The organism is Helicobacter labetoulli, assembly GCF_003670275.1.
Lineage (GTDB): Bacteria > Campylobacterota > Campylobacteria > Campylobacterales > Helicobacteraceae > Helicobacter_C > Helicobacter_C labetoulli.
This window is the reverse complement of record NZ_QXJF01000007.1, coordinates 26,718-49,687: the sequence shown is the minus strand read 5'-3', so window position 1 is coordinate 49,687 and position 22,970 is coordinate 26,718. Positions and strand designations below refer to the sequence as shown.

The window sequence follows — 22,970 nt, the reverse complement described above, 5'->3', positions numbered from 1 at the left end:
ATATATAAGTTTGAAGCAAATAAAAGCATAATAAAAGTGATTTTTAAGTAGAATCCCAAGCTATATTAAGATTCAACTTAACTTAAAGGATACATCGTGTTTGATACACTCACAAGCTCGTTTAAAGGCATTATTAACAAGATTCGCTTTGCAGATGATGAAAAATCCTTGCAAAGAGCGTGTGATGAGCTAAAAAAGACTTTGCTGAAAAATGATGTTTATCACAAAGCTACAAAACAAATTATCCAAGAAGTTAGCCAACGCACCAAAAGCAATGGTATAGGCAAACAAAGCTTTATGAATGCCCTCCAAGAATCTTTAAATGAGATTCTAAAATCCACAAAAAGCTATGGCATTAGCCTCTCACCAACACCACCAAGCGTGATTTTGATGATGGGTTTGCAAGGAAGTGGGAAAACAACTTCAAGCGCCAAACTCGCCCTTTATCTCAAACAAAAAGGCAAGAAAGTTTTGCTTGTAGCGTGTGATTTGCATAGACTTGCAGCTATTGAGCAGCTTAGTCAGTTGGCTGCAAGCATTGAAGTAGATATTTTCACCCCTAGCCAAAGCTCACAACCTGAAAATGCTCTGCAAGTGGCTAAAGAAGCCAAGCAAAAAGCGATAAATGCACATTATGATATTGTCATTATAGATAGTGCGGGACGCTTAAGCATTGATGAAGAGCTTATGGAAGAGCTTTCACAAATTAAAGATTCTATCAATACCGCAGAATGCCTATATGTTGCAGATTCGTTAAGCGGACAAGATGGAATCCGCTCTGCACAGAACTTTAATGAAAAAATCGGCATTGATGGGGTGATTCTCTCAAAATTTGATAGCGATAGCAAAGGCGGGATTGCCCTATCTATTGCTTATCAAATCGGCGTTCCACTGAAATTTATAGGGAGTGGGGAGAAAGTAGCTGATTTTGATGTCTTTGTGCCTGAACGCATTATCTCGCGTCTTATGGGTGCGGGGGATATTGCCTCACTAGCAGAAAAAACCGCAAGTGTCATCAATCAAGATGAAGCCAAAACCATAGCCAAAAAAATCAAAAAAGGACAATTTGGCTTTGAAGACTTCATTAATCAAATTGAAAATGTCAAAAAACTTGGCTCAATGAGCTCTATTGCCTCAATGATTCCCGGACTTGGTGGAATGGCAAATGCCCTAAAAGATGTGGATTTAGACAAATCAAATGAGATTAAAAATATCCGCGCAATGGTTAATTCTATGACAAAAAAAGAAAGAGAGAATCCAGACTTGCTCAATGGCTCAAGACGCAAGAGAATCGCTCAAGGGAGCGGTTTGGAAGTGAGCGATATAAATCGTATTATTAAGCAATTTGACCAAGCGGCAAAATTAGCCAAGAAGCTTTCACAAAAAGGCGGTATGCAAGAGCTTATGAGTATGATGGGCAATATGCGTATGCCAAAATAATCGTGCTTTAAGCAAAACACATTATAATTTCAGCTTTTTAAAGAGCCAAAACAATTAATTAAGGAGCAAAAAATGGCAACAGTGATTAGACTTACTAAAATGGGACGCAAAAAGAAGCCTTTTTACCGCATCGTAGTTACAGATTCACGAAAAAAACGCGATGGAGGCTGGATAGAATCTATTGGTTGTTATAATCCTTTGGTTGAGCCTGCACTTGTTAAGTATGACGCACAACGATTGGAATATTGGAAAAGTGTCGGTGCAAAGATGAGTGAAAGGGTAGCAAAACTCACTTCAAAATAAAGAAGCGACAATGGTTCAAGATTTTGTAAGAGAATACGCAAAAAAAATAGCCAACTATCCAGAGGCGATTGAAATCAAGCTTGAAAATTTAGAAGATAATACTTGCGAGATAACTATTCTTGCTGACCCTCAAGATGTTGGGCGTTTAATTGGACGCGATGGCAAGATGGTTGGTTCGCTTAAAACTTTCATCTCAGGGCTAAAAGCTAAAGATGGAAAAAATTATAAAATCGCTATTCAAGCCCACTGATACAGCTAATCCAAAATAATGGAACATTCAAAAAAAACTTGTATGCTTTTAGTCGCTAAGATTGGGCGGCTTGTGGGCGTAAATGGGGCTTTAAAACTTCATATTATGAGTGATTTTCCCTCTATTTTCGTGCCAAAAGCGACCTTTCATCTCCAAACGCAAACTCAAACTTCCCTAGGCACACTTTGTATCCACACTTTTAATCCAACAACAAAACTCGTTACTTTTGAAGGCTATGAAAATAGAGAATCTGCTGCAAAATTGGTAAATTGTGAGCTTTACTCCACGCTTGAAGAAAGTAAGCAGATTCTAAAAAAAGGCGAAATCTTATGGCAGGAGCTTATAGATACGCCTATTAGCGATACCACAGATACAAAACAGAATCTTGGTGTTGTCAAAGACATAGAGCGTATTGGCGAAATTGATTATTTTCTTATCCACACACACGCCGAGCTTGTCTCTCAAGGGCTGCCAAAGCAGTTTTATATCCCAAATATCAGCCAATATGTCCTCTCCATCAGCACAGATTGCATTGCGACACAAAACGCTTTTTTGCTCCTACAAGAGAGTTAAGAGATTGTAATGCGTTTTTCATTTTTGACCCTTTTTCCTGCATTGATAGAATCTTACTTTACAGATTCTATTCTCAAACGCGCTATTACTGCTAATCTTATACATATTGAGACAATCAATATCCGTGATTATGCTGCCAACAAATATCAAAAGGTTGATGAGCCGCCAATCAGCGGTGGAGCAGGGCAAGTGATAAGGGCAGATGTATTAAGCAGAGCATTAGAGCCGCTTAAAGACTCACATATTATTTTCCTAAGCCCTTGTGGCAAACCTTTTAACAATAATGATGCTAAACGCTTAAGCCAAAAAACCCATATAAGCTTTGTATGTGGGCGATATGAGGGTTTTGATGAGCGTGCCATAGAAATGTATGCTAATGAAATCTTTAGCATAAGCGATTGTATTCTAACAGGTGGGGAGCTTCCAGCCCTTGTGCTGTGCGATAGTATTACAAGGCAGATTCAAGGCGTGCTTGGCAACGCAGAATCTTTGCAAGGAGAGAGCTTTGCGGAGCATTTACTTGAAGCACCAAATTTTGCCAAAAGTCCGCCATTTACCACAAGCCCAAATGAAAATTTACAAAATTTAGCTGTGCCTTCAGTGTATTCAAAGGGAAATCATAGTAAAATCGCCGACTTAAAAAAACGCTTGGCGATATGCAAGACAAAATATTTTAGACCAGATTTGTATCAAACATATCGCATTTTTACCGAGCGGATGCCAAAAAAGACTAAAAGAAAGGGTAGCCTATGAGAAATAGATATATTGAGAGCTTCAACAAAGCGCAAATCGGCGAAAGAAAAGTGCCACAATTTAAGGCAGGAGATACACTCCGTTTGGGAATAAAGATTCAAGAAGGTGATAAAAGCAGAATCCAACATTTTGAAGGTGTGTGTATCGCTATACGCGGAAATGGCGTAGATAGAACATTCACAACAAGAAAAATGGGTGCAAACAATATCGGCGTAGAAAAGACTTTCCCACTTTATAGCGAGAGTTTGGAAAGCATAGAAGTGTTGCGTATCGGTCGTGTTCGCCGTGCTAAACTCTACTACCTACGCACAAGACGCGGTAAGGCTGCGAGAATTAAAGAGCTTCGCAAATAACTCTTTCTCCACTCTGTTTAACTCCTAGATTCAGTTTTAAATCCCCAAATTGACAACGCGTTTTTTGGGGATTTGTTTTTTTTGTTAAAATACCACTTTTACAAGAATCTAATAAGATTCTTAATCTTGTAAGAATTTTCACAAAAGGGACATTATATTTGACTTCACGCTAAACTACAAAGAACAGCAATTTTTTAGATTCCAGCGATTTTGCCTATTTGTGGGGGTGATGTTTATCATACTTTTTTCTCTTTTTTGGAAAGTTTATAATATCCCAAATATCCCCACTTGGCTTGCACCCATTGGGATTGCAGCAGGAGTTATGCTCTTTTTCACAAAAAGGGCGATTTGCTAAAACAGGAATGCTTATAGGCTATGCGTGGCTTATGGCGTGTTTTATCTACTCTTTACTCTTTTTTAGCTCACTTATTGAGGTAAAAGACATAGAGCTTACATCTTTGCTTGCAGAAATAGAATCTTTTCTCCATACTCAAGGCTTCATCACACTAGAAGATATAAATGAGCTGGGGCTTACTTCGCTTCAATCCTACATATGCAATGTTTTTCTATCCGCTCATATCGGTGGGTTAATCTACTCTACCCTTGGACTTATGCTTACAATTTTGCGCTCCACACAAAAGATTTTACCCTTACTTTTTGTGGGCTTTATAGCTACCTTTTTGGCGTGAAGCTAGAATCTAGCTTGTATGCGTTGTAGCAAGAAGTGTGTAGCTCATTACCATTTTGTTTAACCCAGATTCCACAAGCTCCACGCATCGTGCGTAAAATAGAGCAATATCATCATTTGGAATATGCAACGCACATAGCATTATACTATGCAAAATATGTGAGATGCTTCCTTCAAAAAGCACTCCCACAAATGGCGTTTCTGCCGCCTTTTTAAGACTTAGAGCCTGAATCTTATCAATTCTTTCAAAAAGCTCTCTTTTTCCACGCACACTAACTTTCATCATTTGTAAAATATTCTCTTTATACGCTTTGATCTCTTGTGTGTAATGCTCCACGCCGCTTAGCACCTTATGCTTGTCCTTACACATATAACCCTTAAGCTGTGCTATGGCTTGAGCCTTATCTACTTTGGCTAACTCAAACTCATCTATCTTAGCAGAGCGACTTCCGCGGATATACGCCCCCTCGCCTAGATTCAAAACAAGCCTTGGACTAAAAGCTTCAATTGCCTTTGTCATCATCGCAGAAGAGAGTGAAAATAACGCATCAGCATACACTTCACTTTGCATATTGCCCTGCACACGATAGGCATTTTTTGGAATCTCACTTTGCTCATCGCCATAAAATGAACCCTTAGCGTGTTTTGTTTTTCCCTTGATATACCCACAATCAAGCCCACAAATCAGCACCTCTTCACTGAGCAAACACGCAAGAGCAAATCCCGCATTCCCCACATAAGGTGCGGCAAACTCCACAACACTCTTTGCCCTGCCAAAATACGCACTCGCACTACCCCCACGCATAAACATATAGGCTTCCTTAGCAAGACACAAAGCACTTGGTTGCACCATATTCCCACAAAGCAGTGTGGTATCCCCCAAAGGTGCAGATTCTAAAACGCCTTTAAGATAATCAATCCGTTCAATTTCAATTTGAAAATCCGGCTCAATTCCTGCATTTTTAAGCGGCTTTAACGCTGTCCCACAGCTAAAAATAATCATTCTATCCATATTTGCTTTGATAAAAGGCAAAAGAGAATCTAAACTCGCTCCATTCCCCACAACACATATTGGCACATTCACCCTTTGTGGCAAATGCAAAATGGGATAGGGCAGAATCTCGCTCTTACCGAGATTGCAAAAGGTATTTTTCACCCCTATCATCTCATCATCAAAGCTCCCCCAACCCCTTGAATTCATCGCATAAGCCTGTGCGACATTATCTCTAACAGCCTGAATCTTTGAGCTATCATAAAGCTGCAACTCAAGGCGGAGAAAATTATTTGTAATGCGTCTTTGCGTGAAATAATTTTGCACGAATTCCTTATGGAGCAAATCCTTCACAAAAAGGTAGCAAGAGCGATCACTCACAGATTCAAATAAAAGCGGATAATCCACAAAGTAAAGTGAGATTCTAAATAAATCAATATCTTCTTCAAAAAGTAGCAGTGAATGAAAAAAATAGCCCCTTTCAAGTAAAAATTGCAAAAACATACCGCCCAAAAGCCCAAAAAATGTGCTGCTAGGCAGGAAGTTGTTAGGGAGATGAAAGCGATTTGTCCCACCAAAATCATTTTGCATAAGCTCAATCATAGGGTTGCAGATATGAGCAGTGAGTGGAATCTTTTGTGAATCTAGCTTGTGAAGGGCGAGATGATTAGTGTAGAGTGTAAAAGCGGGATTGTTTAAAGGATTATCAGCAAAACTAAGGTTTTGAGCAATCATTGTATGCTTGGCATTTTCCACTGGATAAACAAAGGCATTATTTTGTATATCAATGATATTCAGCTCATTATCCTTACAATAAAGCGTGTATTGACTAGGCTTAGCTTGAAGTTCATTGTAAAGCTTAGCATTAATAGAGCTAAAAAAATCCATATTAATCGCATATCGCTTGGTAATATAGGTGTTAAGCAGACTTAAATCGCCACTTTGTGCAATTTGGGAGAGTGTGAGAGCTTGCTCTTTCATCTCTACCCTTTTGGAATGTATCGCATAGAATCTAAGGGGCAAGATTCTAGACTTTTATAGAATCTCCGCGCGTCCATTTCTCATTACAACCACATCTTCAATTCTCACGCCAAACTCATTTGGGAGATAAATGCCCGGCTCAATGGAAAACACCATATTATCTTCAATCCTATCTTCACTCAAGCGTGAAATGCGAGGCAGCTCGTGTATATCTAAGCCCACTCCGTGTCCTGTGCTATGCACAAAATACTTTCCATATCCACTTTTTTCAATCTCATCTCGTGCAATAGCATCAATGTCTTTGCCACTCATACCGCTTCTTGCTTTGCTTATAGTTTTTTCCTGTGCCTTCAAAACAATCTCATAAATTTTGCTATGAAGCTTGTTTTTAAACTTTTGCTCCTTACCAAAGTGTATATCCTTACATACGACCGCTGTGCGTGTCATATCCGAACAATACCGCTTATACTTAATCCCCGCATCAAAAAGCAAAATATCATTCTTTTTTAAAATACATTTGCTAGAAGGCAAGGCGTGGGGCTTTGCTCCATTGGCATTAATACCAACAATAGGCTCAAAGCTCAAATCGTATGTCCCAAAATGGCTTAGAATCTGCTTGACTTGATAATGCAGCTCTTTTTCGCTCGGGGATTGTTTTAGAATCTTAGCAATACGCTTGGCAAATGCCTTGAAAGCCTTTTTGTTTAATTTTTGCGATGTAGCAATAAGGGCAATTTCTTTTTCACTTTTGCAGATTCTAAGCTGCTGATGAAAGTTTGGTTGAGCCACAAGCTCACATTTTTGAGCTGTAAGAGATGAGATAATTTTCTCATACATCGCCACACTTAGCTCTTGAGGATTAAATGCAATTTGTTTAAGACCAAGCTTACTTATCACACCAAGCAAACTTTGAATAAAATCATTTGAGCTTATGACTTCCGTATGCTTGTTGCAAAACTGCTTTGCTTCAAGGGTGTAGCGAGAATCTGTAATGAAAAACCGCGTATCCTCCACACGCACAACAATAGCATTATCACAGCTAAAACCGCACTCATAATATTGTGCGTTTTCATCAAGTATAAAATAAGGCTGCATTATTTTTGTTGAGCTTGAGCGGCTTGCTGGGCTTTGTAGGCTTGCACTTCACTTGCAATTTGCAAGATTCCCATTAATGCCAAATGATAGCCAAAAGCACCAAATCCCGTAATTACTCCCGCACTTACCGCACCTGTATAGCTTTTGCTCCTAAACTCCTCTCGTGCGTGAATATTACTGATATGCACTTCAATCACAGGCACACCACAGCTTGCTATCGCATCAGCAATGGCAATAGAAGTATGTGAAAATGCTGCAGGATTGATAATCACGCCGACATATTCTCCACCTATACATTCTTGGAGTTTGTCAATAATCTCGCCCTCAAAATTACTTTGGAAAAACTCCAAACTTGCGTTGTTTTGTTTAGCTTGATTTTGAAGATTTGTGTGAATCTGATCAAGTGTGAAATTCCCATAAATATGCGGCTCTCTATGCCCTAATATATTAAGATTTGGTCCTTGTATGACTAAGATTTTCATATCACTCCTTTAAGCATTGTAAATTACATTTATTATAGCCAAAATCACTCATTGCTTGCTTAATTTAAGATGATTCTATGAAACTTCACATAGAATCTAAGCATACGCTGCCAAGATTCTATATTTGAGAAGAGGATTTAAGCACCCTTTGGTGGAGTGAATACGCTTATTGGCTCAAGGCTACCTTCATATTTTTTGATATTCACAAGTCCTGTATGTGCGATATTACCATTAGCAAGAGCAGAGGTTGGCATATCTAAAGTCAAAACATTTGGTGAGCCATTTTTACATATACTGCCGACTTTACCCGGCTCTTGTGGATCATACCACGCCCCTTCACACAAACGCACGACACCGGGCTTAATTGCATCAGTTACAAACGCCCCTGCTAAGACTTCGCCCCTTTGATTACTCACACTCACAATATCACCTGTTTTAATGCCCTTAGCCTGTGCGTCCTTTGGATTAATCCAAATAGGCTCTTTATCGCCAATAGCATACTCTTTACGCAGTGAAGTATTGGCAAGTTGAGAGTGCAATCTTAATGCTGGGTGAGAGGTAATAAGTGCAAATTCTGCTGGCTTATCCTTCATACCTAGCCATTCTATTGGCTCAAGCCAAGTGGGGTGTGCCGGGCAGTCTTTATACTCATATTTCTCAATCGTTTGAGAATAAATCTCAATCAAGCCAGAATCTGTCCCAAGCGGATTTAAAATTGGATCTTCTCTAAAGTCCGCATATCGCACAAATGCTTCAGATTCAACTGGAATCTCAAACTGAAGTGGCTCATTTGCCTCCCAAAACTTCGCAAAATCAGGTAGCTCTAACAACAAGCCTTTTGATTGCGTGAGGGCTTGATTATAAAATTCCTCAAGCCACTGCATTTCGCTTTTATTCTCGCTAAACTTGTCATACACACCAAATGCCTTTACTAAATCACAAAAGACTTTATAGTCATCTACGGCTCCAAACTGCTTTTCTACAAGCTGTTTCATCGGCACGATATGTAGGTTTGAGTAGTCCCCACTCATTGAAATGTCATTGCGTTCATAGCTTGTAGTAATTGGCATAACAATATCGGCGTGTCGTGCTGTTGGCGTCCAATAAATCTCATTGACTACAATCGTTCTAGGCTTTTGCCACGCTTTAAGGAAAGTGTTTGTATCTTGATGATGCACGAGCGGATTCCCACCAGCCCAATAGATAAAATCAATATCTGTATAAGTGATTGTCTTGCCATTGTGCTGTATGCTTTTACCCGGATTCAGCAATGCATCGGCTATTCGTGCTAGGGGAAAGTTATTCTCACTGCCTTGCATAAGCCACTCCGCACCACCCTGACTGACATTGCCAAGATTTATGCCACATACAACAGGAGCCGTAGCCGTAGGAGAACCACCATTACTGTAATGATATGATAAACCAAATCCGCCGCCGGGCAAACCAATCTGCCCTATCATACACGCAAGTGTTACTAAAGCCCAGTGCGTTTGTTCGCCGTGGTGAGCGCGTTGCATTCCCCAGCCAGACATTAGCATTGTGCGATTTATAAAAAAGAGTTTGGCTAAAGATTCTATTTTTTGTGCTGAAAGACCGCAAATCTTAGATGCCCACGCAGAATCTTTGACCACACCATCACTTTTGCCTAAGAGATATTGACTAAACTTATCAAAGCCCTGTGTGTAGTTTTCAATAAACTCTTTATCATATTGCTTTGCGTGGCATACAGAGCAGTTTCCAAAAGCTCTTGCGCTTCCTTATAGAGTGGCTCCACACTCTCTATCAAATCCACATTTTCACTCCATAGCTCGACACTGGCTTTTATCCACTCTTGCTTACTTTCACTCTCTTTAAAAGACTTGGTAATCTTAAATTCCACATCTGCATTTTTAGAAAATCCCGCATTTAAGATTCTGCGATTAGGGACAAAATACAATGCTACTTGCTTATCAGCCCGTGCATAACCCTCAATCTTTAATAAGACCTTATCGCCCTTTTGCTCTAGCACCTCCACTTGAGCTGTTGGAAGCAATCTCCCCACAACCCTATCACTCCCCTCTTGATAAAGAGATTTAACCTTGGAGGCATACTTCACATCTCCGGCATACGAATATGCAAACACCACACTTATACAAACTGCCACCCTTGCAAATATGCTCATTTGCTCTCCTTTACTTTGCATTATATCCACTTAAGGAGATTTAATTCTAGTTAAACTTGATTAAAATCAACTGAAAAAGCGTTATTTTAATGAGTGTTTCTTATGGGCTATGTAGCCTTTTGTATAGTGGAATAGTCGTTATTTATAAAAAAAGTTTATCGCTCATTTTGGGGCTGAGATTCTGTAATTTTGCTATTGAGTGGGAGATTCTTGCGTGGCAGCTTCATCACTAGGCGATTTATCAAAGGAGGATTGATTTGTATCGTTTGTAGAATCTTGCGTTGGCTCTTGGCTAGATTCATCGCCTTGAGCTTCATTCTCTTGCTGCAATGTCTGTGTTTGCGTAGAATCTTCATCTTGTGTGTTGGGGCTTTGTGAAGTTTTAGATTCATCATCTTTTGATTTTAAGCGGTTTGGCTCTACTTGGCGGATTTGTGATGTGATTTTTGCCGCTTTTTGAGTATCCATTTTGCCTAGAATCTTTGTCATATCTTTGACTTCCATTTGAGAGAGAATCTCCACAGCCTCAGATTCTGGCATATCGGCGAGAATTGCCGCTGCCTTGGCTTCTTTCAAACCTTTATAAGCTTTGACTATTTTATCATCTTTGACCTGTTTAATTTGGGCTAGAATCTCCTCATTTCGCGTGATTAAATCCTGCAATTCCTGCTCTTTTTGCTCTAATTCTTGGTTATTTTTCTCTTTCAAACTCGCTAATTCCGCCTTTGCCTTCTCTTGCTCTTCAGCAAAGATAACGATTTTCTCATCAATCTCTTTTTGCTTATCTTGGAGTTGGCGCTCTTTTTCATCAAGTAGCACTTGCGTAGCATTTTGCAAAACTTGTAAGGCTTGTTGCCGCTCATCTATCTCATCAAGTTGGGCTTTTACCTCATTCTTGCGCGCTTCAAAAATGGCACTGCAATCAAGCAATCGCGAGTTCTCTCCCAAAGCCTGTGAGCCTAGACACAACACAGCAAGTAAGCCACATCTCAAATACACATTCATATTGCTCTACCTCCTGCATTGCTATAAAGCATAAGTGCAATTTCATCACTCTCAAGTCTCTCTTGCTCTTTGAGCTTTTGAAGCATAGAATCTTGCTCTTTTTTTTCCAAAAATTTTACCTTTTCATATTCAATATGCGATTTTTTATACTGCTCTTGCAAAAGGGCTTTATTTGCTTGTAAAGATTCTAACTCCGCACAATGCAAGGCGATATGGGCTAAAAGCATATTTTTTGTTTCTTCAAATGCCCTAAAAGCATAAAATGCCCCGCCACTTGGCATTTTAAGCCCTAAAAATTCTTCTTGCAACGCCGCTATTTGACTTTGCTTACTCGCGATTTTATTTTCATTTTGCATAATGCTACGCTCAATCCTTTGCATATCATTTTTGCGAAGATTCACAATCGCACCAAACTTTGTTTTCATTCTTCTCAAAGCCTAATAGTATCTTCTCGCTCAGCACTTGTAGAAATCATAGAGATTTTCACACCTATGAGCTTTTCAAGCTCTTTGATATAGATTTGTGCGTTTTTTGGCAGGGCGTTAAAATCTCGGATTCCACAAGTTTTGTCCCAGCCTTCAAACTCCCTGTAAATAGGCTTCACACATTCATAATCTGTTGGGATATAGCCTATCTCCCTGCCCTCATATTCATAGCCCACACAGACTTTGATACGCCTAAATCCATCAAGCACATCAAGCTTCATAATACTTAAACTCTCACAACCATTCAACGCACACGCATACCGCACCGCCACAGCATCAAACCATCCACATCGCCTAGCCCTGCCTGTTGTCGTGCCAAACTCGCCTCCAGATTCTCTTAGTCTCTCTCCTATCTGCCCTAGCTCTTCGGTTGGGAACACGCCATTGCCCACCCTTGTGCAGTATGCCTTGGCGATGCCAATAACCTTTTGTATATCTCGTGGGGCAAGTCCGCTACCACTACAAGCCCCTGCGGCAATGGTGCTAGAGCTTGTTACATACGGATATGTGCCGTGATCAATATCTAGCATACTGCCCTGCGCCCCCTCGCATAGAATCTTCTCGCCCCTTTTTTGTGCCTCCCATAAAAGCTGTGTCGCATCTGTGATAAAAGGCAGAATCTGCTCTCTTAAAGATTCTAAATGCGAAACCACATCTTCCACACTTGGTAGCTCCACACCATAGAGACTTTCAGCATATTTGGCTTGTTGATAGATAGATTCTATTTTTGTTTTTAAGATTTGAGGGTGCTTTAAATCCATTAGTCGCACACCATTACGCGAAACCTTATCGCCATAGCAAGGTCCTATGCCCTTGCCTGTTGTGCCAATAGCATTTGTATCCTTGCTCTTTTCTTTTGCCTTATCTAAAATCTCGTGATAAGGCAAGATAATATGTGCCTTATCGCTAATAAACAATCGCCCCTGTAAATTCTCAAATGCACTCATCTCTTTTAACAACGCTTCAAGGTTAATCACAACGCCATTGCCGATGACATTTTTGCATTGTGGATACAAGATTCCAGAGGGAAGTAAATGCAAAGCGATTTTTTTAGAATCCACCACGATTGTATGTCCTGCGTTATGCCCCCCTTGGTAACGCACCACATAGTCATACCCACTAGCTAATAAATCAACAATCTTTCCCTTGCCCTCATCGCCCCACTGAATCCCCACAATCAAATCAGCCATATTTAATCTCCTTAAAAAAATAGAATCTCAAAACTTATGCCAAAAGGCACTCAACCACTTCATCAGTATATATCGCAAAGCCACACGAGCTTATACTTTCTACCCCATCTTCAAACACGCTATATTTGCCCCCTTGAAGCAAAGTCGCATTCCCCAAAAACATTCTAAAAAATAAATCCCCATAATATGAGCTAGGCGCATACGCAAGAGGGGAAAAAATACTATTTTCATACTCGCAATAACTCGCACACTCTAGCAGCCTTTCAAGCTCCCCTTTTAAAAACACAGGTGCATTTGCTATGGCTTTAATCAAATCTTGCTTAGTTTTTACGCGTGTAAGCTCTGCGATATATGAAGGCATTTGCAAAAGTTGCTCCACATTATTTGAAGCAAAGACTTCAAGATTCACACCACTATGTTTAGCACATAAAAGCGGAATCTTCATATTTGAGATTTGTAAAAATGGCTTTAGTCCAAGCTCGGCTAAGATTCCAATACCTAGGCACATTACCGGCGATAAACTCTCTCCTCCTAAATGCTCCGCTCCAATTTGATGAATTTCAGTCGTAGGATAGCTAAATACCGGCTGGATATAAAACCATTTCTTATGCTCACTGCTACGCGTTATCCGCTTCGTAACAATACGCATAGCATCAAGTGTTGTGTCATATCTTAGCCCAATTTGATGATTGCTTTCACTGCTTAGCCGCACAAGCTCACGATTAAAAATATCGCCCTGATGTTCTAAAAAGCTAAAAGTAGGTGTTACAATCTCTTTATAATCATTCTCATAAAACGCCCTAATCGCACAAGATTCTATATCTCGTTTTAACTTTGCTGAAGTATCAAAATATAGCTTGCTCCCTTGTGGTAGCTCGTGCTCTAAAATCACCCTGCCCCCTATCACATTTCTAAGATTGTATCAAAAAAGGCTGGATTATAGCATAAATATCGTTTTATGCGATTTACATAACTTTTACTTGCAAATGCTACACTCCCAAATTTTGTAACCACAAATGTTACTAAAAACTACAAAAATAAAGGGTTTTCAATGAAAAAAGTAGCATTGCTTATGAGCGGGGGCGTGGATAGCTCCTATTGCGTACATTTGCTTTTATCTCAAGGGTATGAAGTCATAGGGCTATATCTCAAACTCCACGACAAAGAGAAAAAACACGAGATTTACATTAAAAACTGCGAGCAAGTCGCTAGTCAGTTTGGAATCCACTTTGAAGTAGTGGATTTGCGTGAGGAGTTTAAAAAAAATGTCTATGATGCGTTTATCAAATCCTACAAAGCAGGGCAGACGCCAAATCCCTGTGCAGTGTGTAATCCGCTAATGAAGTTTGGCTTAGGGCTACAAAAAGCCGATGAGCTAGGCTGTGAGTTTATCGCTACGGGGCATTATGCACAGATTAAGGAGATTAATGGCATTAAACGCATAGCAAAGGCTGTTGATGATACAAAAGATCAAAGCTACTTTCTCTACGCCTTGCCACAAAGTGCGATAGATAGAATCATTTTTCCACTTGGGGCATTTACCAAAGAGGAAGTAAAAAAAACCGCCCTAAAACTTCTACCCTTCCTTGGGACATTAGAGACTTATAAAGAATCTCAAGAGATTTGTTTTGTAGAAGAGAGCTACATTGATATTTTAAAACTCCACGAAAAAGTTGATATGAAAGGCATTGTGCGGGATAGCAGCGGCAAGGCGGTTGGCACACATAAGGGCTATATGCACTACACTATCGGCAAACGCAAGGGCTTTAGCGTCTTTGGCTCACACGAGCCGCATTATGTCAAGGCGATTAATCCACAGAATAATGAAATCATTGTCGGCACAAAAGAAGAACTTGCCATAGATTCTATACAAGCCCTCAATAAAAGTCTCCCACAAGCCTTTGATGGCGGAGTGTATGATATAAAGGTGCGCTATCGCAGTGAGCCTTTAAAAGCAGAAATCAACATACAAGGCGAATATATCCACGCAAAATTACTAGAATCTGCCTATGGCGTGGCTCAAGGACAAGCCTTAGTGCTATATCAAGATGACTGCGTTTTGGGTGGAGGCGTCATCACTCAAGCGAACTAAGAGGTTTGATAACCCGTGTCAAAATAAATCTTTAACAATAAAGCCCTATATCTCTCAAGTTTAGATTCTAGCTCAAACTCTCATTTTGTCTAGAATCTAAAAATTCTAACCCTTTTCCGCATTTGACTTCTTTGACTGACACAACATAAAGTTTATGAAAACTCTTATTATTTTTATATTTTTCACTTGCCTAGATGTTTATTAAGATTCTAAAATGCCTGAAACAAACCTATCTCAATTCTCATTTTGGTTTATCTTTAAAAACTTAATAACTATTCCTATAATTAATTATATTTTAAGCTGAGTTATATTATTCTCCCGCTTTCACACATAATTTACACAAAGGAATCACAATGAAAACTCAAATGAAAACGATAAGCAGAATTTTAACGAATGGTAAAATCTTAACAACAGGAGGGCTAGTTTGTCTTTTTGGCTCATTTGCCCTAGCCGATACACTAAGCCAAACTTCCACACAAGCAGAATCTCAAGATTCAGCCTCTCGCAATGTTAGACTAAATAAATCTATTGTTACCGCCGCATCAGGGAGCGAAAAGCTTGTCAAAGATGCTCCAGCTTCTACCACCGTTATCAGCCAAGAAGAGTTGCAAACAATGCCCTATCGCGATTTAGCCGAAGCAGTAAGGAATGTGCCCGGCGTTGAGATTGACTCAAGTGCAGGGAAGCTTGGAGGATTTTCATTCCTTATACGCGGTATGCCAGCAGACTATACGCTTTTGCTTGTAGATGGCAGACGCACCAAGCCGGGCGGACAAATCGCCACAAATAATAATGGTATGGAATCTATGTATAATGCCTTTATGCCCCCCCTTAGTGCGATTGAAAGGATAGAGGTTATACGCGGACCTATGAGCACACTCTATGGCAGTGATGCAATGGGCGGTATGGTGAATATCATAACGAAAAAAATCCCAGAAAAATGGGGTGCGACACTAAGCCTTGAAGCAAATATCCCTGAATCTAAAACCTATCAATCCACCTATCAAGCCTCATTCTACGCCGCAGGGGCATTAAGCAAAAAAGTAGGTATGAACTTTAGACTACGCGATCTCTATCGCTCTGAAGCGGGAAATACCTTTAAAACAAATGATGGCAACACAACCAAAACCTTCTTTGGCGCTCAAAGCAATGCTTATAATATCGGCACAAGGCTAAACTACACGCCAGATTCTAAAAATACCTTTATCTTTGATGTGGATTATACAAAAATCACTTTTGATAATCGCAAGCAACAAGTAGGACGCCACACCACAAATAGCAATGATACGCTGACAGGCGGATATACTGATTATCTGAATGTATCTAAACTTGTAGGGCTACTTGGACACGATGGGGATTATAGCTTTGGGAAGTGGAAAACTTCATTGCAATATATGGATACACGCAATCTTGGACGCAAGGTTGTGGGCAAATACACCGCCGATCCTGATGTGGGCAAAAATCGCGATATTATAGGGCAGGATATTTATCTAGATTCACGATTATTGCTTCCATTAGGAGACTATAATAACCTTAATATTGGGGCAGAGTATCGCAGTGAGCAAATGCACGATAGAGCGGCAAATCCAAATAGATTTGGCTTTCACACTATAAGTGCGTTTGTAGAAGATGAGTGGAATATTTTTGAGCCTTTTACAATTACACTTGGATTGCGTGATACTTATAACACAAAGTTTGGCAATCACATCTCGCCTAGAATCTATGGTGTGCTTGATATAACAGATAGTCTAACGCTCAAAGGCGGCGTATCCACAGGGTATAAAACCCCTTATACCAACCAGCTTGTAAGCGGTGTGTATGGCTATGGGAGTCAAGGAAAATTAGGCTTTTTGGGGAATCCGGACTTAAAGCCAGAAACTTCAATCAACTATGAGCTAGGCTTGGTGTTTGATAATGACTATGTGGATTTTAGCGTTACAGGATTTAGGAATAACTTTTCTAACAAAATCACTTTACAGGAAGTAACTTCTGGAGAGGCATTTAATGCTTATTGTGGTGGTAGTAGTAGTAAAATTTATGATAATGGTTGTAATCAACTCTATAACGCCGATACTGCCTATACACAAGGGGTTGAAAGCACCTTTGGGATTAAGCCCATTTATGGCGTGGGCTTTGATATAAGCTATGTTTGGACAGACACAGAAGTAACTTCAGGCAAGACAAAAGGGCAAAAGCTCTCCTTTATCCCCGAGCATTCACTCAATGCAAAGGTAAGCTATATGTATAAAGATTTTAGTGCCTATTTACGCACAGAATACAAAGCAAAAACGCCAAATAATAATTTTTATGGGAATAACAGTAAACTTACTTACAAAGAATACTACAAAGACTATGTCGTGCTAACCCTTGGCGCACAATATAGGATTAATGACTTTGTTCGCCTAAATGCTGGAATCTACAATCTTTTAAATCATAGCTTTATTGATTTTGATTATGTCGGCACAAGCAATAATACTGCAGTGTATGCCAACAACTACCGCTTTATCCTTGATGGACGAAGATATTGGCTCAATGTAACGCTTGATTTTTAATCACACAAAATGTTTTTAGAATCTACAAACTTCAAAATGACAAAAAGCTTGAAACAAAACTTTGGGGTTTTGCCCCAAGGTGTATAAAGCTGATATATTTCTTAAAATTTTTTAAAGGATTTGTAAAAAACATCTCTCTTATCTTAAAAAAATGTAAAAAATTATAGCTTTTAGATTCTTTTCAGTTTCTAAGGCATAGAATCACGCCTTAGTTATCACAATGTGGTAACACCATCTCACCCAAAGGAGTTTATTATGGGAAAACGCGTAGAACACGATTTTATAGGAGAACTAGAAATTGCTGATGATGTGTATTATGGAGTGCAAACTTTTAGAGCTTTGCAAAACTTCAACATCACAGGCGATAAGCTTAGTAGCTACCCAAGCTTTATTAAAGCTTTCGCACAGGTAAAAAAGGCGGCAGCTCTAGCAAATAATGAGCTAAAACTACTAGATAGCACAAAAAAAGATGCCATTTGTAAGGCTTGTGATAGGCTTATCGCTGGGGAATTACGCGATCAATTTGTCGTAGATATGATCCAAGGTGGTGCAGGAACTAGCACAAATATGAATACCAATGAAGTGGTAGCAAACCTTGCTTTAGAGATTATGGGGCATAAAAAGGGCGATTATCAACACTGCCACCCAAACGACCATGTGAATCTCTCTCAATCTACAAACGACTCTTACCCAACAGCTATCCATGTAGCCCTTTATGATGAGTTATCCGCCCTTGCTAAAGATATGGAAGTGCTTAAAAAATCCTTTGAAAATAAATCAAAAGAGTTTAAAGATGTGCTAAAAATGGGACGCACACAGCTCCAAGACGCTGTGCCTATGACTTTAGGGCAGGAGTTTCATACATTTGCGGTGATGATGGGCGAGGATATTGCTAGAGTTTTAGAGGCAAGAAGTCTTGTAACAGAAATCAATATGGGCGGCACAGCGATTGGCACGGGGATAAACTCTCACCCAAACTATCCAAAAATCGTGCAAAAATATCTTTGCGAAGTTACAGGACACCCTTTCAAAACCGCTGATGATTTGATTGAAGCGACACAAGATACGGGTGCTTATGTGCAAGTAAGCGGTGTGCTAAAAAGAGTAGCGGTAAAACTCTCTAAAGTATGTAATGACTTGCGACTTTTAAGCTCTGGACCGCGTGCTGGGCTAAATGAGATAAATCTCCCTAAAATGCAACCCGGAAGCTCCATAATGCCCGGAAAAGTAAATCCCGTGATTCCAGAAGTGGTGAATCAAGTGTGCTATGCGGTTATTGGTAATGATGTAACTGTGAGCTTTGCGAGTGAAGGCGGACAATTACAACTCAATGTATTTGAGCCGGTTATTGCCTATGGACTCTTTAACTCTATCTCTATGATGAGAAATGCAATGCTTACCCTTGCAAGCAAATGTGTCGATGGAATCACAGCAAATGAAAAGGTATGTAGCGACTTTGTGTATAACAGCATAGGTATCGTTACTGCCCTAAATCCATATATCGGCTATGAAAACTCTGCATCCATCGCTAAAGAATCTTTGCAAACAGGCAAACCGGTAAAAGAAATCGCATTAGAGCGAAAGCTTTTAAGCAAAGAGCAGTTAGATGAGATTTTCCAACCAAAAAATATGCTAAATCCTCATATGAGTGCGGAAGATAAGGCGAAGTTTCAAAAAAATTCGCCATTTGCGTAAGAAATTTAGGCTTTGAGTGCAAAGGCAAGAGCCTAAAATTTTGATTTTTGGGAAGTTTCTCATAAACCGCAATATTAGCTTAAGTAGCTACATTATTATGCGATAGCCCAAAATACACCTTAAAGATACTTCCGCAAGTATTCATATTAGTATCTTGTATGGAATCTAGATTCTTGTCATATTGAGCCGTAGGCGAAATATCTTTTTTAGATTTTAAAGTTTTAGATACTTCGCCTAAAGGCTCAGTATGACAAGCTGTTTTAGATTCTAGATTCTAACAACTTGTTATGTTTGAGCGAAGCGAACCGCCTAAGAGTTTGGATTTCAAAATAAATTTAAATTAAAAGGTATTTCATCAAATGCTTAATATAACAAGAGTTTAGATTCTAGGTTTTTACTAGGCAATACTTATTTTTGTGTTTTTTAAGGCAAGAACTACTCTATGTGCGAATTGCTATCTTAAAAAACACAAATTTAGATTGAACACAAAGTAAAACTTGTGAATCTTTAAAGTAGATTCTAAAACTTTTTAATGCAAAAATCAAAGGATTACAATGGAAATATTAGTGCTTATACTTCAAGTTGTCGTGCTACTTGGAGCTATTTTTATCGGTATTCGGCTTGGCGGTATGGCGATAGGCTACGCTGGTGGTTTTGGCGTAGTTGTGCTTTGTCTCTTTTTGGGTATGAAGCCCGGAGCTATTCCTTGGGATGTTATCCTTATCATTATGTCAGTTATTGCAGCTATTGCGGCAATGCAGCTTGCCGGTGGGCTTGACTATATGGTGCAGGTGGCTGAAAAGATTCTAAGAAAGAATCCAAAATACATTAACTACCTTGCCCCAAGCGTTACTTACTTTTTGACATTTTTAGCAGGGACAGGGCATACGGCGTTTTCTATGATACCTGTGATTGTAGAAGTGGCAAAGGAGCAAAATATTAAGCCCTCCGCCCCGCTTTCAATCGCTGTGGTTTCTAGCCAAATCGCCATTACCGCAAGTCCGGTAAGTGCGGCGGTAGTGTATATGACCGGCGTGTTAGAGCCTTTAGGCTGGAGCTATCCTACTTTGCTTTTAGTATGGCTTATCACAACCTTTAGTGCGTGTATGCTAACTGCTTTTGTAGTAAGCAAGTTTTTCCCACTTAATTTGAGTAAAGACCCCGTGTATCAAGAGCGGCTAAAAGCTGGGCTTGTAAAACCCACAAGCGGTGCAGCACATATTGAGCTAAAAAAGGGTGCAAAACTAAGTGTTGGGATATTCCTTGCAGGAGTGCTTTGCGTGGTGATTTATGCGACTTCAATATCTGATGTTGTGCGTAAGCCTATGCTAGATTCTGTTAGCAAAAATATCCCTGTGTATGTGGATAATGAGCTAGATTCTATCAAAAAAGAGGCGACTGCCCTTCTAGCTTTCAAAGATAGTGAGCAATCAAAGCTAGAAAAACAAAACCTTGTTGCACCGCTAGAATCTTTAAAGAAAACTTATTTAGATTCTATCCCTGCCATTAAGGCAAATCCAAGTGATACACAAAACTTACAAAATGCCTTTGTTGCGGCAAAAGATGAGATTAATGCCATTACTAAAAATGAGCATAATGAAAAAGCCCTTGAACTAATAGAATCTAAGCTAGATTCTATGGTAGGGGAGCTAGATTCTATCCTGCTAGACTTCGCACAAAAAGATGGAATGTTAGCAAACTTATCAGCGATGGTAAAAAGCTATATTGATCCTGTGCGATTGCCACGCGATGGGGCGATTATGAGCTTTATGCTGATGATTGCAACTTTGATTGTGATTTTCTGTAAGGTAGAAACCGGTAAACTGCTTGATGCAAGCACATTTAAGGCGGGAATGACAGCTTGTGTGTGCGTTTTAGGTGTGGCTTGGCTTGGCAATACTTTTGTTGATGGCTACAAAGCAGAGATTGGCGATTTAGCCGGCAAACTTGTGGGCGATTATCCCGCACTTTTGGCAGTAGCACTATTTTTTGCAAGTATGTTGCTTTACTCACAAGCGGCTACGGCTAAGGCGATTATGCCGGTTGTGATTGCTGCACTCGGTATCACCGCTACAAATGCGGATTCTGCGTATATTTTGGTAGCAAGTTTTGCGGCTGTGTCGGCGTTGTTTGTGCTTCCTACATATCCTACGCTACTTGGAGCGGTGCAAATGGACGATACCGGCTCTACTCGCATTGGTAAGTTTGTCTTTAACCATAGCTTCATACTTCCGGGTATTATAGCTATCGTGTTTGCGGTAGCCTTGGGCTTTGCCATCGCTCCATTATTCTAAAAACTACAACATAGAATCTGCTTAGATTCTATGTTGCGTTTTTTATCCTTTTACTTAGTCTTACGCCAAAACTATGTTTTGCCTATCTTTCTTTTGGCTCTAAATTTTGTAGCTCCCTGATATGCTTATGCAAATCTTCAACAATCTCATCATATTTAAAACTTAGCAACACACGCTTATAAAGTTCTGGCTTATGCTTTCGCCAATTTCTCAAAGTCTTTGGCGTAACATCAATAATACGCGCCATATCCTGCTGTGTGTATTTCATCATATCCCTTAGATTCTTTTGGGTTGGAATCTACACAAAAAGTTTTTTAAATCAAATTAGGTAAATATTTTCTAAATAAATATTATTTTAAGTATTTTTTACCTAGAATCTCCAGCTCTCTTAAGAGAAACTACAAAACAAGGAGAAAAAATGAATACAAAAATTGTATCTCATACGCATAAAGTCGTTATAGGAGCAACCTTAGCTTTGTTTATGACAGGTTGTTTTGGACCAACCGTGCCTTATGCACCAAAAGAGCTTGAAAAACAAGCAAGGAGCGTAACCGTAGCCAAAAACACACCATACAACTGCAGACTTTTGGGTGAAGCAGAAGGGCAAGATAGTGCTGAGGGTAAAATTGAACCTTCTTATGAAAAAATAAGGGAAGGAGCATTAAATGACTTGCGAAACACAGCCGCTGATGTAGCACATGGCAAAAGAGCGATGGTTGCACCGACACGCGAACAATTAATGTGCAGTTCCGTTGGTTTCTTTGGTGGGAGAAGCACACCTTTTGAGTGCAAACCTAGTGCATTAACCAAAAAAGTTGTTGTTCAAAATTATAGAATCCACGCTCAAGTTTTTGATTGCGGAGAAAAATAAGCCCATTTTCTTACCACATAGTCTTATAAATATTTACAATAAAAGGAGATTCTGCAATGGAATCTCCTTTTACCAAATAGCCTTACTAAGCGACACTCACCCTAAAATCCCAAGCAATTTTGTTTCATTTTTTCAAATGCGTTGCTTACCTTTTGAACAAGGTGAGTTTGAGAGGTAAAAAGTAGGGTTTCAAAGTTATTCTCAAAAGCATTTTTGCTCCAATTTGCCGAACCTAAAGCAAGAATCTCATCATCAATAATCGCCATTTTTTGATGCATTATCCCATAATACTTGCCATTTCTTGCTTTCACCCCACTGAGCAGACACACAGAGATGTTATTATACTTTGCCAAATAGCCGATGACAGAGCTTCTATTATCCACATTGCTTTCTTTATCAAAGATAATCTCTACTTTCACTCCCCTTTTTGCGACATCTCTTAAAATCTTGGCAATATCATTATTTGTAAAGCTATAAATACTTATCTTTATCTCATTTTTTGCATTGCTTAACGCCCCTTGCAATGCATTGATAGCTTGTTTTTGCTCATAAGGTAGCATATACAATGTGTCATTTGAGGCAGAAAAGACAAATTGGACAAATAAAAAAGTGTGTAATATGCCTACAATCACATATTTTCTTAATATTTTTGTCATTTTTACTTGCATTTTATTCCTTTGTGCTATGGATTTGGCTATAATGATAGGTTATTATTA

The 22,970-nt window shown here is 39.4% G+C and carries 21 protein-coding genes and 3 pseudogenes; 13 read left to right on the top strand and 11 right to left on the bottom strand.

Going from position 1 to position 22,970, the window contains the following annotated elements:
• The first annotated feature begins 96 nt into the window (after nucleotides 1–96).
• The 7 genes from ffh to EBF12_RS04480 all read left to right on the top strand — a co-directional run bounded on the left by ffh (nucleotide 97) and on the right by EBF12_RS04480 (nucleotide 4,361).
• A complete protein-coding gene (gene ffh, locus EBF12_RS04510; RefSeq protein ID WP_121726603.1) occupies nucleotides 97–1,440 on the top strand; it encodes a signal recognition particle protein in 1,344 nt (447 codons plus the stop codon).
• A 72-nt stretch (nucleotides 1,441–1,512) separates the two neighbouring features.
• A complete protein-coding gene (gene rpsP / locus EBF12_RS04505) occupies nucleotides 1,513–1,743 on the top strand; it encodes a 30S ribosomal protein S16 (RefSeq protein WP_121726602.1) in 231 nt (76 codons plus the stop codon).
• Nucleotides 1,744–1,753: 10 nt separating this feature from the next.
• Nucleotides 1,754–1,993 (top strand): KH domain-containing protein, encoded by a 240-nt coding sequence (locus EBF12_RS04500; protein ID WP_121726601.1) that lies wholly within the window; start codon nucleotides 1,754–1,756, stop codon nucleotides 1,991–1,993.
• Between the two features lie 18 nt (nucleotides 1,994–2,011).
• The gene (gene rimM, locus EBF12_RS04495) at nucleotides 2,012–2,566 is read left to right on the top strand and encodes a ribosome maturation factor RimM (protein WP_121726600.1); all 555 of its coding nucleotides are present in this window, start codon (nucleotides 2,012–2,014) and stop codon (nucleotides 2,564–2,566) included.
• 9 nt (nucleotides 2,567–2,575) lie between these two features.
• On the top strand, nucleotides 2,576–3,319 hold the full coding sequence (gene trmD / locus EBF12_RS04490; protein ID WP_121726599.1) for a tRNA (guanosine(37)-N1)-methyltransferase TrmD: 744 nt from the start codon (nucleotides 2,576–2,578) through the stop codon (nucleotides 3,317–3,319).
• Entirely contained in the window at nucleotides 3,316–3,672 is a 357-nt protein-coding gene (gene rplS / locus EBF12_RS04485) for a 50S ribosomal protein L19 (RefSeq protein WP_121726598.1), read from the top strand. Before trmD ends, rplS begins: the two co-directional genes overlap by 4 nt.
• 302 nt (nucleotides 3,673–3,974) lie before the next feature.
• The gene (locus tag EBF12_RS04480) at nucleotides 3,975–4,361 is read left to right on the top strand and encodes a hypothetical protein (RefSeq protein WP_244196363.1); all 387 of its coding nucleotides are present in this window, start codon (nucleotides 3,975–3,977) and stop codon (nucleotides 4,359–4,361) included.
• A gap of 9 nt (nucleotides 4,362–4,370) precedes the next feature.
• On the opposite strand, the gene EBF12_RS04475 is transcribed toward EBF12_RS04480, so the two are convergent.
• The 9 genes and pseudogenes from EBF12_RS04475 to EBF12_RS04435 form a co-directional block, all read right to left on the bottom strand.
• The gene (locus EBF12_RS04475; RefSeq protein WP_121726597.1) at nucleotides 4,371–6,332 is read right to left on the bottom strand and encodes a 6-hydroxymethylpterin diphosphokinase MptE-like protein; all 1,962 of its coding nucleotides are present in this window, start codon (nucleotides 6,330–6,332) and stop codon (nucleotides 4,371–4,373) included.
• Nucleotides 6,333–6,386: 54 nt separating this feature from the next.
• The gene (locus tag EBF12_RS04470) at nucleotides 6,387–7,427 is read right to left on the bottom strand and encodes a M24 family metallopeptidase (protein WP_208630944.1); all 1,041 of its coding nucleotides are present in this window, start codon (nucleotides 7,425–7,427) and stop codon (nucleotides 6,387–6,389) included.
• Nucleotides 7,427–7,909 carry a type II 3-dehydroquinate dehydratase gene (aroQ, locus tag EBF12_RS04465; RefSeq protein WP_121726595.1) on the bottom strand — a complete coding sequence of 161 codons (483 nt, stop codon included), beginning with the start codon at nucleotides 7,907–7,909 and terminating at the stop codon, nucleotides 7,427–7,429. Before aroQ ends, EBF12_RS04470 begins: the two co-directional genes overlap by 1 nt.
• Before the next feature lie 137 nt (nucleotides 7,910–8,046).
• Nucleotides 8,047–9,621, bottom strand: a pseudogene (locus tag EBF12_RS04460) (molybdopterin-dependent oxidoreductase); the annotation flags it as partial.
• Entirely contained in the window at nucleotides 9,555–10,070 is a 516-nt protein-coding gene (locus EBF12_RS04455) for a heme-binding protein (RefSeq protein ID WP_244196362.1), read from the bottom strand. The gene EBF12_RS04455 and the pseudogene EBF12_RS04460, both read right to left, overlap by 67 nt.
• Nucleotides 10,071–10,262: 192 nt before the next feature.
• On the bottom strand, nucleotides 10,263–11,075 hold the full coding sequence (locus EBF12_RS04450; protein ID WP_244196361.1) for a MotE family protein: 813 nt from the start codon (nucleotides 11,073–11,075) through the stop codon (nucleotides 10,263–10,265).
• Nucleotides 11,072–11,500 carry a flagellar export protein FliJ gene (locus tag EBF12_RS04445; protein ID WP_121726594.1) on the bottom strand — a complete coding sequence of 143 codons (429 nt, stop codon included), beginning with the start codon at nucleotides 11,498–11,500 and terminating at the stop codon, nucleotides 11,072–11,074. Before EBF12_RS04445 ends, EBF12_RS04450 begins: the two co-directional genes overlap by 4 nt.
• Before the next feature lie 5 nt (nucleotides 11,501–11,505).
• The gene (locus EBF12_RS04440; RefSeq protein WP_121726593.1) at nucleotides 11,506–12,750 is read right to left on the bottom strand and encodes an adenylosuccinate synthase; all 1,245 of its coding nucleotides are present in this window, start codon (nucleotides 12,748–12,750) and stop codon (nucleotides 11,506–11,508) included.
• Nucleotides 12,751–12,784: 34 nt separating this feature from the next.
• Nucleotides 12,785–13,642 (bottom strand): ATP phosphoribosyltransferase regulatory subunit, encoded by an 858-nt coding sequence (locus EBF12_RS04435; RefSeq protein ID WP_121726592.1) that lies wholly within the window; start codon nucleotides 13,640–13,642, stop codon nucleotides 12,785–12,787.
• A gap of 159 nt (nucleotides 13,643–13,801) precedes the next feature.
• Between EBF12_RS04435 and mnmA the strand changes: the two genes are divergently transcribed.
• The 5 genes and pseudogenes from mnmA to EBF12_RS12265 all read left to right on the top strand — a co-directional run.
• Entirely contained in the window at nucleotides 13,802–14,842 is a 1,041-nt protein-coding gene (gene mnmA / locus EBF12_RS04430; protein ID WP_121726591.1) for a tRNA 2-thiouridine(34) synthase MnmA, read from the top strand.
• A gap of 353 nt (nucleotides 14,843–15,195) precedes the next feature.
• A complete protein-coding gene (locus tag EBF12_RS04425; RefSeq protein ID WP_244196360.1) occupies nucleotides 15,196–17,394 on the top strand; it encodes a TonB-dependent receptor domain-containing protein in 2,199 nt (732 codons plus the stop codon).
• Between the two features lie 255 nt (nucleotides 17,395–17,649).
• Nucleotides 17,650–19,089: an aspartate ammonia-lyase gene (aspA, locus tag EBF12_RS04420; RefSeq protein ID WP_002955830.1), complete on the top strand. Its 1,440-nt coding sequence runs from the start codon at nucleotides 17,650–17,652 to the stop codon at nucleotides 19,087–19,089.
• 554 nt (nucleotides 19,090–19,643) lie between these two features.
• Nucleotides 19,644–20,408, top strand: a pseudogene (locus tag EBF12_RS12270) (anaerobic C4-dicarboxylate transporter family protein); the annotation flags it as partial.
• 402 nt (nucleotides 20,409–20,810) lie between these two features.
• Nucleotides 20,811–21,383 (top strand): annotated as a pseudogene (locus EBF12_RS12265) (anaerobic C4-dicarboxylate transporter family protein); the annotation flags it as partial.
• A gap of 82 nt (nucleotides 21,384–21,465) precedes the next feature.
• Here the strand turns inward: EBF12_RS12265 and EBF12_RS04410 are convergent.
• Nucleotides 21,466–21,651 carry a hypothetical protein gene (locus EBF12_RS04410; RefSeq protein WP_034586030.1) on the bottom strand — a complete coding sequence of 62 codons (186 nt, stop codon included), beginning with the start codon at nucleotides 21,649–21,651 and terminating at the stop codon, nucleotides 21,466–21,468.
• A gap of 150 nt (nucleotides 21,652–21,801) precedes the next feature.
• On the opposite strand from EBF12_RS04410, the gene EBF12_RS04405 reads away from it, so the two are divergent.
• A complete protein-coding gene (locus EBF12_RS04405; RefSeq protein ID WP_121726590.1) occupies nucleotides 21,802–22,254 on the top strand; it encodes a DUF4156 domain-containing protein in 453 nt (150 codons plus the stop codon).
• A gap of 101 nt (nucleotides 22,255–22,355) precedes the next feature.
• On the opposite strand, the gene EBF12_RS04400 is transcribed toward EBF12_RS04405, so the two are convergent.
• The gene (locus EBF12_RS04400; protein ID WP_415580105.1) at nucleotides 22,356–22,910 is read right to left on the bottom strand and encodes a phospholipase D-like domain-containing protein; all 555 of its coding nucleotides are present in this window, start codon (nucleotides 22,908–22,910) and stop codon (nucleotides 22,356–22,358) included.
• Between the last annotated feature and the right edge of the window lie 60 nt (nucleotides 22,911–22,970).